We start from the raw sequence: 12,437 nt of genomic DNA on the forward strand, positions 1-12,437 counted from the left end.
ATATCAACCTCTCAAACTTTGTTTTTCTCATAATTTTCGATAACTTTCTCAGCAAAGCGATCGCTCAAGGCCGCAATGGTCAAACTAGGATTAGGACCCACTGGCCCTGGCATTACCGAACCATCAGCAATAAAAAAGCCAGGATAATTAAAAACTTCACCATAGGAATCTACAACCCCTTCATCCTGATGGCGCCCCATCGGACAACCACCCAAAGGATGGGCAGCAATCGTGCGTTTGAGGTACCAAAGCGGATTGTCAATATAGGTTGCGCTTAGTTTTTGGGCAATATTTTCCATGGTTTTTCTTAGGCGATCAAAGTAATCTTGGGATGGTTTGAAGTTGGGGGTGATATCAAGGCGATCGCCATCCCGCAATTTCATCACGCCGCTAGGAATATCTCTGCCCATTCCCAGTAGGGGCATAGTTGTTGAGGAAAGATCAAGTTTATTGGTACCAAATAACAACTCAGAAATTTCTTCACTCAGATTACTATCTTGCAGTCCTCTTTTGGTAATAGAGACCCAGAGCCAACGCAGGATAAAAGGAATTTTGCGACGTATATTACCTGGTGCCTCGCTCATTTCCAAGATCCAGTTGATAAAGTCGGGATAGCCTGCATCCTGGATATAAAAACCGCGACCAGTTCCCCCATCTAAAGCATCGGGCATCCGAATTGTACTGGTAATCACAGGGCCATAGCTGCCATCGATCACTCGGTCTCCTTTGATGGCAAAGTTAATCAGGTCGCCATTACCACAGAAGCGAGTTCCTAGCTTGGGGCTAAGTTGGGGAAAATGCGCTTGTTGGTTTTTTAGTAACAAATAAGTAGACCCAATTGACCCCGCAGCGAGAATTAATTGATTAGCAGTAATAGTGTGGGGAGGCAGTTGATCCGTTTTAGTGACTTGCCCTTCTCGATCTGCATTATGTTCAACATATTCAATGACATAGCCTTTATTGGCTTGGGGTCGAAAAGAACGCACTTCACACAGAGTTTTAATTTCTGCTCCTAATCTTTGGGCTTCGCTGAGATAGTTATAGTCAAGAGTATTCTTGCTGCCATAGTTGCAACCAATGTCACATTCGCCACAAAGACGACAGGTATAGCGAGTGCGATCGTGGAGGTTACGATGCTTTTCTGCTATGGGTTCTCCGGTAATTGGCTCTTGATTAGGATTGGCAAAGGTAACGGCTAAATTGGGCAAATGCCAATCTAGATTTAATTCTTGGGCCGCAAACTGTAATGCCTGGGTTTTACGAGTTTCTTTATAGGGGGATTTGTCAAAGGGGTATTTCTGGGCATTTAGCATCTGCTCGGCGCGATCATAATGGGGATCTAGCTCGGCACGATTTACAGGCCAATATTCATGGCCGTCTGCGGCTAGATCTTCTTTGACAAACCATTTTTCGTCTTTGCGAATTAGCACATTGGCATAGATGAGAGAGCCTCCGCCCAGACCACTAGAGACCACAGCAGCAATATCTCTAAATGACCAGACATCAAACATGCCATAAAGTCCTTCACTCGGGTCCCAGAAATTCTTTTTCATTTTGTCGGGACTACGAGGGAAAGAGCCAGGAGGATATTTTTTACCCCTTTCTAGAACACAAACTTTTAATCCTCTTTCTGCTAGTCGGTATGCCATTACCGAACCACCGAAGCCTGAGCCAATAATCACAGCATCATAATGATTCTCAGCTTTTACCACCGATTTCTCATTAACCATTTTTCAAGTTCTACTAATGATGTTTTGATATTACCTCGGTTTTTCAAAGATAAAATATTTAAGGCTTTTAAAGTAAAGTTTTCTTGAAAAATGTTAACTATTTTGCAGATGATATAAAATCACATCGACGCTTTAAGCCTTCTTGCAAAAGCATTTGGTATTGGGCAGCATCAATTATATAGGAACCAAATCTTTCTAAATGGGGATTTTGTAATTGGGCATCAAAGAATAAATACCCTCTGTGGCGCAGATGTTCTACCAATTTAACCATTGCCACTTTCGAGCCTTCACTAATACGATAAAACATCGATTCGCCAATGAACACTCCTGCGATCGCAATGCCTAAAATTCCCCCAGCCAATTCATCACCGTACCATGTCTCAAAACTATGGGCCCATCCAGCTTTATACAGCGCCAGATAAACTCGTTTGAGTTCCTCAGAAATCCAGGTAGTTTCGCGATCGGCACAACCTTCACAAACTTCGACAAAATTGCGATCTATTGCGACAGAAAATCTTTCTTGGTTCAGTACTCGGTTTAATGATTTGGGATAGCGAAAACGATTATCTAAAGGAATCAAAGTTCTTTGATGACTCGAATACCAACATAATTTGCCATCGTCATCAGACATCAAAAAATAACCTTGACTATAGCCTTGAACAACCGATGAAATATCAACATTATATATATTCATAATAGAAAGCTTGGGAACAGGGAGCAGAAAACGGGGGAATGGGGCACTAGGGAAATAATGACCAAAATATAAGGCTCTTAGAAAGAAACTTGGCAGAATAAATCGGGAAAAACAATCAATGTTCAGATAGCATTAGATAAGTCTCTATCCCCAAAAATCAATGTCATCAGAAGTTGAACCTATAGAAGTTGAACCTATTTCCCCTATTACTTTACCTCCTATTACTAACCCTGAGCTTGAATCACAATGGCTCAAAAAAGCTTTACATACCTGGTTGGATGAAGAATTTATTCCGGAATTGGTTAATGAGACCATCGCTGTAAGAGCATCACAAATCTTTGTTCGTCAACGCTTGGAGGGGGAAAATGATCTCGGATCATTAGTCATTGCGATCGTGACAGAAATGCAAGCTTTTGATTTTAGTCGTAGTTTTTATAGTGAATTTGCGATCGCAAATGCCGTTAGCGATCTGATTTTAGATAGTCTGGGGATAGATCGCTGTTGTGGCGCTGAATAGACCAAGAAGCAATTAATCGTAATCGTTATGAGCGTGATATATTAATCTAGATTCGAGAAAAGCACGCTCAAATTAACTTAAAATCCAGTATTTATTTAAGGAGAGGATTAAGATATGACCGCAGAAGGATGCATTAGAGTAGGTCAGGAAGCCCCGGATTTTACTGCCACTGCCGTTTTTGACCAAGAATTCAAGACTATTAAATTGTCTGACTATCGCGGTCAGTATGTTGTTTTATTTTTCTACCCTTTAGATTTCACCTTTGTCTGTCCTACAGAAATTATTGCTTTTAGCGATCGCTACAAAGAATTTTCTGCTGTCAAAACAGAAGTCCTAGGAGTTTCTGTTGATAGTGAGTTTTCCCATCTAGCCTGGATTCAAACTGACAAGAAACAAGGTGGTATTGGCGATATTGATTATCCTCTAGTTTCTGATATCAAAAAGGAAATTAGCACCAATTACAATGTTCTCGATCCTGATGCGGGGGTCGCCTTACGAGGATTATTTATTATTGATCCAGAAGGTACAATTCAACATGCCACTGTCAACAACCTATCCTTTGGGCGCAGCGTAGACGAAACTCTTCGTACCTTAAAAGCAATTCAATACGTACAATCTCATCCCGACGAAGTTTGTCCTGCGGGTTGGCAAGAAGGAGATCAAACAATGATTCCTGATCCGGTCAAGTCTAAAGAGTACTTCGCTAGTGTATAAGCCTTTTCTCCGTTAGCAGTTAGCAGTTAGTAGTTAACAGCTTTAAGCTTGAAGGTAACTTAATAAAAAATAACATTATTTCTGACACGGTTATGCCGTGTTTTTTTATTTGGATTATTAACTAAATAAATGAGATTCAATCCATAAAACTGTGAATGTTCAATGATTTAATGACGGCGAATTAATAATGTATGTATGCGTATTTATGCGGAAAAAAAAAAGGTAGGTAAAAATTTTTCAGTGAAACAACCATGGTGAGTTTTTAGGAGTCCATAGACAATTGTATCTATATTAATTCCCTAACTTTATGGTATTTCCGATACCTTGGCTTTAATTCTTATGAGTAATCAATCTCTTAGCTATCGTTCTATGGAACTTTTACAGGATTATTTTGTTAATCCTTCTCTTAGATTAAGAAATAAATTAGTTGAATTAAATTCTGGTTTAGTGAGAAAAGTTGCCCATCAAGTAAGCAAAAAATGTGCTGAACCATACGAAGATCTAGAACAAATTGGGTATCTAGGTTTGATCAGGGCAATTGAACGTTTTGACCCCCATCAAGGTGCTGCTTTTAGCTCATTTGCTATACCTTATATTCGCGGCGAAATGCTTCACTATCTAAGGGATAGAGGCAGTATGATGCGAATTCCTCGTCGTTGGCAAGAACTATATGCTAAAGGTAAAAAACTACGCAAAGAATTAATTGAAAAATTGGGACGTTTACCCCATGATATTGAACTTGCTGGAGCTTTAGGAGTTCCATTAACTGAATGGAGCGAATGTCAATTGGCTTTACAAAATAGATTGCCAATTAGTTTAGATGCAGTAGTTAGTAATGCCACAGATTCTTCTATTACTTTTGGTGATACATTAGCGGACCCTCGCGCTCAGCAAATCAGAAAATTAGAAGAGGATCGTTTACAATTACAACGAGCCATGGGTGAGCTGGAAGACAAAACTAAAGCAGCTATTGAATGTGTATTTTTATGGGATTTGCCTCGCAAAGAAGCAGCTAAATATATTGGCATTAGCCCGATGACTGTAACTAGACATTTACATAAGGGAATTGAGCAATTAGGTACAATTCTCAATCCTCAAGTAGCTTAATTCAGTTATTCAGTGAACAGTTATCAGTTATCAACGTCAGTTCGATGAATTTTATTTTTGATTACATTTTCCAAGTTTAACAACGAAGTAATAGGCTTTTCCCCAAATCCCCAAATCCCCAAATCCCCAAATCCCCAAATCCCTATTCAGAAATAGTAAATTTTGTACTCATAGAACTCACGTTTGTCAGTAAATGTTGCTTGTTCTAATCTCTTGAGTATCATGACTTTATATTGGTTGTGATGCTCTTTTTTATGTGTAATGGATAAAGTGAAATTTTTGCCAAGGAAAATATTTGTTTTAAGTTTATTAACGATAACTTTCTTGGGAATGGGATGTTCTTTGGCTGAAACAGAGAGTATTCCTGATTCTCAGACAACAAGTTGTGGTTATCAAATAGTTAATACCTATCCCCATGACAATAATGCTTTTACTCAAGGTTTGGTCTACTATGAGGGGGATTTTTATGAGGGAACAGGATTAAATGGTCGTTCTTCTCTGCGCAAGGTTGATTTGGAGACGGGGCAAGTTTTGCAGAGTATTAATTTAGATGATAAATATTTTGGCGAAGGTATTACTTTATTTGAAGATAAACTGATTCAACTTACTTGGAAGGCTCAGACTGGTTTTGTCTACGATCGCGAATCTTTTACTAAGTTACAGGAGTTTAATTATGCTACTGATGGTTGGGGTTTAACTCATGATGACGAGTATTTAATTATGAGTGATGGCTCGGATAGTCTTTTCTTTCTTGACCCCGTGACTTTTGAGGAGGTCAAACGCATTGCAGTGCGCGATCGCGATCAGCCTGTTAAGAAATTAAATGAACTTGAATATATCAACGGTGAAATTTATGCCAATATTTGGATGAGCGATCGCATTGCTCGGATTTCTCCCACATCTGGTCAAGTATTAGGATGGCTTGATTTGTCTGGATTAAAAGATTCGGGTTTGATTTTCAATCGAGATGCAGTTTTAAATGGTATTGCCTACGACCATCAAAACGATAGATTATTTGTTACTGGGAAATTATGGTCTGATTTATTTGAAATTGAAGTTGACTGTAACTAATTAGGACTTACGCAGCATAAATGTTGATATTTTGGAGATAACAATACTCATTTCACGTAAGCCCCAACCTAATACCGACGTTGCTGAATCCAGATATGAATTCGTTTCGCGCAAAGGCGCAAAGACGCAAAGAAAGAAGCAAAGAAGATTAGAAGATTAGTCCAAAATTCTTTCATGTTTTAAATCAGCAACGCCCTAATACCTAATACCTTTCTATTTAGAATTTGCCAAAAGATGAGGTTTAATAACACCTTTTTCAGTGATAATTCCTGCAATTAAATCAGCAGGGGTGACATCAAAAGCGGGGTTGTAAAATTCTGCGCCATCAGGACATAAGCTAGTCTTCCCAATTTGACGAATCTCGGTGACATTACGTTCTTCAATAGGAATTTGACTACCGTCTGATAAGGCAAAATCAATCGTAGAAAAAGGTGCAGCCACATAAAAAGGAACATTATGGGCTTGGGCAATGATTGCTAGAGAATAGGTGCCAATTTTATTTGCAGTATCTCCATTCGCCGCAATGCGATCGGCGCCGACTACTACCAAATCAATTTTTCCTTCTCGCATACAATGAGCAGACATGCTATCGGTGATTACAGTCACGGGAATTCCCTCTTGAACACATTCCCACGCTGTTAATTTTGCCCCTTGTAAACGAGGACGAGTTTCATCAGCATAAACTCGTTGCAATTTTTCTTCACGCCATGCCGATCGCACTACTCCCAATGCTGTCCCATAACCAGCGGTCGCCAAAGATCCTGCATTGCAATGGGTCAAAATAGTAGATTGGGGCTTGTCTGGCAGCACAGATAAACCATGGTCGCCGATCGCCTGACAAGTATTGAGATCTTCTTGTTGAATAGCTTTTGCTGTTTCGAGTAAAGTTGCTTTTATTTCGGCGACAGTTCCTGTAGATTCCTGGGCAGTTTTGAGCATTCGCGAAATTGCCCAAAATAAGTTGACTGCTGTGGGACGAGTTTCTCCCAGCATTTTTGCGATCGCATCTAGCTGAGTCAGAAATTCCTCGCGATTTCTCGTATCAATTTCCCTGGCCCCCAAGTACATTCCATAACCTGCGGCAACTCCAATCGCTGGCGCACCACGAACAATCATGGTTGTAATCGCTTCTGCCATATCCTGAGAACGGTTAATATTTACTGTGCTATGTTCCCCTGGCAACCGAGTCTGATCGATGAGGACTACGTGATTGTCTTGCCAAATGACAGGATAAATTGGATTGGATAGAGTTTTCATCTTTTACAGATCAATTAATTGTGATTAATTTTCTTAGCTAACAGTTTATAGCTTATAACGCAATGACTTATGCTCCCTCTGCCGCAATACTTCTCGTTTAAAGATTGAATTTAAAAACCTAACGATTTGGGATTTGGGGTTTTAGGGTTTTGGGAAATAATAATAGCTAGATTTCCCTAATTCCCTACATCCCTATTTCCCCAAGCGAGAAGTATTGCAATCTGCCTTCTGCCCTCATTTACCTTTCATAAACAGGACAATAGCCTTCGGCCATAACCTTAAATTCGTATAGAGGCGAATTCGGGTTCCAGCAACGTTGAGAACGATAGTGAATACAACTATTACAACATTCAAGATCTTCACTCATTGTGATACTTTTATCGGAATTTAATAATTCTTGCTGAGAAATACCTCGTAAAACAAGCTCATTTCCCTGCCAACGAGCCTCAATGATTCCCGTATCAGAAAATTTATTCCAGCGAGGATCGCCACTAATGCTATCAGGGAAAAGCATGGTGATATAAGAGCCAACCTCGTTTAATTGTCCCTCGTAATGGATCGAAATTGGCTTGATGGGTTGCACAAAGCGATCGCCCAAGGGAAACTCAACTAAATTACCACTCAATGGTGCATGAACTTTATAGCGATTGTATAATTCCTTCAAACTAGCCAATTCGATCAAATAAGATTGAGAACCATGAACAAAAACGATATGTTGGGGACGCAAATTATGAATTAGTTGGGTGGTATTGCGACCGTCACTATGCTCAGCCAACAAATAAGTTTCAGCTGTTACATATTCTATGTCTGATACTTGCTTGTTTGATACTTGCTCTCGTAGCTTAGAACCTATTGCAGTATCGTCACTGAGCAGTTCGGCAAATAGGATCAGCCATTTCCCCCAGTCGGGGACTAAATGATCTAATAAAGGGTTGTCATGATCAACCATGACAATACAAGGTAGTTTCCCCCCAGAAATTTCTTCAAACTGGCTGAAAGTACTCATCCTCGGACAAATGCGCTCATCCCAAAATAAAGACTGGTGTTTAGCGAAATTTTGCACAGAAGCGGGCAATTGAGATAATAAGCCCAAATAAACATCACAAGCTTTCGCTACAGTTTGATCGACCCAAATATCGAGATCCTTGCCCGTGAACTGATGATGAGATCGCAAAAGCTTGAGAATTTCCTGCCCCAAACCCAGAGGCGCCACTGGTAATAAAATATTTTCGCCCTTTTTTAAAGCCCGTTCGATACGCTCCATTAAGTATTTTTCTTGTTGCCGACGGTGGGGATGACGAACTGTCCCATAACTACCTTCAATAATTAAAACATCGGGCTCTAAACCCCTCATCCCTTCAATAGATAAACCTTCTACCAATTGGAAGTTAGACAAGGAAAAATCCCCTGTATAGAGCACCTTATAGTCTCTTTTTTTGGTCTGATAAGTCAGAACAAGAGCTGCCGCACCAGGTAAATGTCCCGCAGGATACAATTCTAGTTCGAGATTTTCGCCCAATTTTTTTGGCGATCGCCAAGGCAAGGCAGTTAAGGCCATTGATTCAATAATTGAATTCGGCCAATAAAGAGTGAGCAATTGCGCTGTAATTTCGCTAGTGTAGATCGGAAGTTTGGGAAATGCCTGATGAAGAGCCAGCAATCCTCGACAATGATCTTGATGAGCATGGGAACAAAAAACAAATTCGATGGGAAGAGTATTTGACTCATTGGCAAAAGGGAAACTGGTAACACCGCAATCGAGGAGCATCCGATGTTCACCCATAGTCAGCAATAAACTGATCCCTTCGCGATCGTGGCCTGCACCATAGGGGAGACAAGACAAACCCACTACCTCATTGGGAGATTGCATTATCTGCTTGCCCATCAAATTCCCTCCAGTCCCATGCTGCTGTGAAACAAAATTACCGTTTCGCAGAAGTAATAATTAATTAACTAATAAGCATTAATTTTACAGGCTTTGAGAGCATTTCAAGGAACAAAGATTTTCTGTAGGGGAGCTAAAACTCGCCCTCCTACAATATTTTCTGATTAAATTTTATTTTCTGATTCAATTTTTACTTTAATGAGCAGTACCATTCCCATCATAGTTATCAGAATCATAGAAACCGTTTTTTGTTCCAAAGAAGAGACAGGATATGGTAAAAATCCCTGTCAAAACAACGATCACAAGCTTTACATCCATAATTGTTATCACACCATAAAATATATTCCTACATCTACTAATGATAATGCGATCTATCTTCTAAAATTCTGCAAACAATCTTTAAACATTGACCAGGACTTTGTCCTTGAAGGCAGAGGGCAGCGGTGCGACCCCGCGCCTTTGCAAGGCGCTAGGGAACGCGCACCAAGAGAGAGGGCAGGAGAAAATAACTTACTTCCTCAACAATTCAAGATTTTGTCACAGACTTGATATGATAAGCCCGATTCTGGGCAATCTATTGGGTGAACTGTTATTTGCTTGCTAAATTCGGGGAAAGGAATTGTTTAGAGGGATCTATCCTATGGAAACTAGCTTAACCAGAAAGAGAACATTTAATTGGCTACAGTATGGCTTGTGTTTAAGTTTCTGTACTTTTAATCTGGGAATTTTGGCTAGACCTGTAATTGCGAAAACAATATTAGTTTCTGCAAATGTGACATCTCAATCTAATCAAGAAAATTTACTGGACAAAGGCAAAATCGCCTATCATGCAGGCCGATATGCTGAGGCGACAGCAATTTGGACTGAAGCCAATCAAAACTATCAGGCTACCAAAAATACTCTTCTTCAAGCCCTTAGTGCCAACTATCTTGCCTTAAGTAACTATCAACAAGGTAATTTACACCAAGCTCAACAATATCTCTCCCAAAGTCTGGAACTTTTACAAGATAAATCTTCAGAAACTAGTTTAAGTATCTATGCACAGGCTCTAAATACCCAAGGTAGACTAGAACTTGCTAGGGGAAAAGCAAAAGAAGCTCTCATAAGTTGGCAAAATGCCGAAGAAATTTACCAACAGGCAGGGGATGAAGCCGGTGTCTTGGGTAGTCGGCTCAACCAAGCTCAAGCCTTACAAAATTTAGGGCTTTATAGGCGATCGCAAAAGCTTTTAGAAGCAACGGCGCAACAGATTCAACAACAAGCAGACCCTAAGCTTAAAATGTCAGGACTACGAAGTCTCGGGATGGCGCTGCAAATTACCGGAGATCTTCATCTCGCCCAAGAAGTACTGGAGCAAAGTTTGGCGATCGCCAAAGAACTTGATTTCCCAGCAGAAACGAGTACAATTCTATTCAGTCTGGGGAATGTCACCAGAGCATTAGAGCAAACAGACAATGCGATCGCCTTCTACCAACAAGCTGCTGCCACCAGTTCTCAACCCTTGATCCAAGCTGAAGCGCAACTGAATCAACTAAGCCTACTCATTACTGATTCCCAAGAGCAAGCAGCCCGAGAATTACTACCACAAATTAAGCAAGAAATCATTGCTTTAGCAAGCAATCCCAATCGTCGCTCGATCTATATTCAGGTTAATCTGGCCAAAAATTTAATCGATTTATCCACAGATCCTGGTTCAAGACGTCTTACGAGCAGTACTACCCAAATACCAAATATCCTAACCACAGCTCTAGACCAAGCCCAAAAACTCCAGGATCGAGAAGCCCAATCCTATAGCTTCGGAATTTTAGGCTATTGGTACGAGCAACAGCAACAATGGAATCTCAGTCAAAACTACACCGAAAAGGCTTTAAAATTAGCCACCGAACTTGATAACTCAGACTTGACCTACCAATGGCAATGGCAATTAGGTAGATTAGAGCAAAACCAAGGCAATCAAAAACCGGCGATCATTGCCTATTCCTCAGCTGTAAACGCCTTGGAATCTCTCCGTAGCGATCTAGCTATTACTAATCTAGATAGTCAATTCTCCTTTCGCGAAGGTGTTGAACCAGTGTATCGAGAGCTGGTGAGCCTATTACTGCAACCACAAGATAATCAGGAAATTAGCCAAGCTAATTTGTTACAGGCACGAGACACTATTGAATCTTTACAGCTTGCAGAACTCAATAATTTTTTCCGTGAAGCTTGCATTGATGCTCAACCAACTAATATCGAAAATCTCGATACCAGCGCCGCCGTTATTTATCCAATCATTCTTCGCGATCGCCTAGAAATCATAGTTAGTATTCCCAATCAACCATTAGCTCATTACTCCACAGCAATTGAGCAAACAGAATTAGAAACTACTCTTGGAGAATTTCAACGTAATCTTCCTATTCGCAGTCGCAGAGCTTATCTGCCCTCAGCCAAAAAATTGTATAATTGGTTAATTCTCCCAGCGATCGCAGATTTGGCAAGCCATCACATTGAAACCTTAGTCTTTGTTCCTGATGGTTCTTTCCGCAATATTCCCATCGCCGCCTTACATGATGGAGAACAATATCTAGTCGAACAATATAATGTTTCCTTGACTCCAGGCTTACAATTATTAGCGCCTCTGCCCTTGGAAAATGTTGAATTAAAAACCCTCGCGGCGGGAATTACCCAACAAAGAAGAGGTTTTGATGCCCTTGAATATGTCAATGCTGAACTAGAAGAGATTCAGAATCAGACCCAGAGCAAGATTTTACGAGACGAAGAATTTACCCAAAAGACTTTACAAAATTATATTGAATCATCAAAATTTCCCATTGTTCATATTGCGACCCACGGACAGTTTAGTTCCAATTTAGACGAAACTTTTCTCTTAGCTTGGGACAGTAAAATTGACATCCAACAGTTGAATAATATTTTACAAAACACTGATCTTAGTCAAGAACAATCCCTAGAACTTTTGGTCTTAAGTGCTTGTGAAACCGCCGCGGGGGACAGTCGAGCAGCTTTGGGCTTAGCAGGTATGGCAGTTAGAGCAGGAGCAAGAACTACCTTGGCCAGTCTGTGGACAGTATCGGACGAATCTACTGCTCTAACCATGAATTCCTTTTATCGAGAAATTAACCAATCAAATATCAAAAGGAATAAAGCGCAAGCGTTGCGGAATGCGCAATTGGAGCTAATTAAATCAGAGCAATTCAAGCATCCCTACTATTGGGCACCTTTTGTCATGATCGGGAATTGGCTTTAGGTTTTGGGAATCGGGAATCGGGAACAAGCAACAACTATACAATTGATGTGAATTACTTATTTACATTTTGTATTACTTTACGATTTTGATAATTTTTCTTTTCTAGACTGTTAAGAATAGATTATTTAAAGTGGTATTCCCTTACTAAATAACCACTAAAGATATTTTATAAACTAAATTTATATATTTTTGTCTTGATTTTTTGTCGATGACTTTAC

General features: G+C 40.1%; 10 protein-coding genes. 6 read left to right on the forward strand and 4 right to left on the reverse strand.

The window, feature by feature from the left end; genetic code table 11:
* Positions 1-11: 11 nt before the first annotated feature.
* The gene (locus tag XEN7305_RS16010; protein ID WP_006510511.1) at positions 12-1,730 is read right to left on the reverse strand and encodes a GMC oxidoreductase; all 1,719 of its coding nucleotides are present in this window, start codon (positions 1,728-1,730) and stop codon (positions 12-14) included.
* Between the two features lie 97 nt (positions 1,731-1,827).
* Positions 1,828-2,424, reverse strand: a complete 597-nt coding sequence (gene aat / locus XEN7305_RS16015) for a leucyl/phenylalanyl-tRNA--protein transferase (RefSeq protein WP_006510512.1) — start codon at positions 2,422-2,424, stop codon at positions 1,828-1,830.
* A gap of 160 nt (positions 2,425-2,584) precedes the next feature.
* On the opposite strand from aat, the gene XEN7305_RS16020 reads away from it, so the two are divergent.
* From XEN7305_RS16020 to XEN7305_RS16035, 4 genes are all read left to right on the forward strand, one after another.
* Positions 2,585-2,941 (forward strand): hypothetical protein, encoded by a 357-nt coding sequence (locus XEN7305_RS16020; RefSeq protein WP_006510513.1) that lies wholly within the window; start codon positions 2,585-2,587, stop codon positions 2,939-2,941.
* A gap of 114 nt (positions 2,942-3,055) precedes the next feature.
* Entirely contained in the window at positions 3,056-3,655 is a 600-nt protein-coding gene (locus tag XEN7305_RS16025) for a peroxiredoxin (protein ID WP_006510514.1), read from the forward strand.
* Between the two features lie 339 nt (positions 3,656-3,994).
* Positions 3,995-4,762 carry an RNA polymerase sigma factor SigF gene (locus XEN7305_RS16030; protein ID WP_006510515.1) on the forward strand — a complete coding sequence of 256 codons (768 nt, stop codon included), beginning with the start codon at positions 3,995-3,997 and terminating at the stop codon, positions 4,760-4,762.
* A gap of 261 nt (positions 4,763-5,023) precedes the next feature.
* Positions 5,024-5,833: a glutaminyl-peptide cyclotransferase gene (locus XEN7305_RS16035; RefSeq protein WP_006510516.1), complete on the forward strand. Its 810-nt coding sequence runs from the start codon at positions 5,024-5,026 to the stop codon at positions 5,831-5,833.
* A gap of 213 nt (positions 5,834-6,046) precedes the next feature.
* Here the strand turns inward: XEN7305_RS16035 and mtnA are convergent, their stop codons facing one another.
* A complete protein-coding gene (gene mtnA, locus XEN7305_RS16040; RefSeq protein ID WP_006510517.1) occupies positions 6,047-7,090 on the reverse strand; it encodes an S-methyl-5-thioribose-1-phosphate isomerase in 1,044 nt (347 codons plus the stop codon).
* 238 nt (positions 7,091-7,328) lie between these two features.
* On the reverse strand, positions 7,329-8,975 hold the full coding sequence (locus XEN7305_RS16045) for an MBL fold metallo-hydrolase (protein ID WP_006510518.1): 1,647 nt from the start codon (positions 8,973-8,975) through the stop codon (positions 7,329-7,331).
* A gap of 198 nt (positions 8,976-9,173) precedes the next feature.
* Here XEN7305_RS16045 and XEN7305_RS29230 point away from each other — a divergent pair, with 198 nt between their 5' ends.
* Both XEN7305_RS29230 and XEN7305_RS16055 read left to right on the forward strand, forming a co-directional pair.
* A complete protein-coding gene (locus tag XEN7305_RS29230) occupies positions 9,174-9,524 on the forward strand; it encodes a hypothetical protein (RefSeq protein WP_006510519.1) in 351 nt (116 codons plus the stop codon).
* 91 nt (positions 9,525-9,615) lie between these two features.
* Positions 9,616-12,219 carry a CHAT domain-containing protein gene (locus XEN7305_RS16055; RefSeq protein ID WP_006510520.1) on the forward strand — a complete coding sequence of 868 codons (2,604 nt, stop codon included), beginning with the start codon at positions 9,616-9,618 and terminating at the stop codon, positions 12,217-12,219.
* The last annotated feature ends 218 nt before the right edge of the window (positions 12,220-12,437 follow it).

It is taken from the genome of Xenococcus sp. PCC 7305, assembly GCF_000332055.1.
Classification (GTDB): Bacteria; Cyanobacteriota; Cyanobacteriia; order Cyanobacteriales; family Xenococcaceae; genus Xenococcus.

What these genes read in the sequence shown, in the direction of transcription:
- XEN7305_RS16010 (WP_006510511.1), bottom strand. Translation starts at nt 1,730, where the DNA reads ATGGTTAATGAGAAATCGGTGGTAAAAGCTGAGAATCATTATGATGCT.
- aat (WP_006510512.1), bottom strand. Translation starts at nt 2,424, where the DNA reads ATGAATATATATAATGTTGATATTTCATCGGTTGTTCAAGGCTATAGT.
- XEN7305_RS16020 (WP_006510513.1), top strand. Translation starts at nt 2,585, where the DNA reads ATGTCATCAGAAGTTGAACCTATAGAAGTTGAACCTATTTCCCCTATT.
- XEN7305_RS16025 (WP_006510514.1), top strand. Translation starts at nt 3,056, where the DNA reads ATGACCGCAGAAGGATGCATTAGAGTAGGTCAGGAAGCCCCGGATTTT.
- XEN7305_RS16030 (WP_006510515.1), top strand. Translation starts at nt 3,995, where the DNA reads ATGAGTAATCAATCTCTTAGCTATCGTTCTATGGAACTTTTACAGGAT.
- XEN7305_RS16035 (WP_006510516.1), top strand. Translation starts at nt 5,024, where the DNA reads ATGGATAAAGTGAAATTTTTGCCAAGGAAAATATTTGTTTTAAGTTTA.
- mtnA (WP_006510517.1), bottom strand. Translation starts at nt 7,090, where the DNA reads ATGAAAACTCTATCCAATCCAATTTATCCTGTCATTTGGCAAGACAAT.
- XEN7305_RS16045 (WP_006510518.1), bottom strand. Translation starts at nt 8,975, where the DNA reads ATGGGCAAGCAGATAATGCAATCTCCCAATGAGGTAGTGGGTTTGTCT.
- XEN7305_RS29230 (WP_006510519.1), top strand. Translation starts at nt 9,174, where the DNA reads ATGAGCAGTACCATTCCCATCATAGTTATCAGAATCATAGAAACCGTT.
- XEN7305_RS16055 (WP_006510520.1), top strand. Translation starts at nt 9,616, where the DNA reads ATGGAAACTAGCTTAACCAGAAAGAGAACATTTAATTGGCTACAGTAT.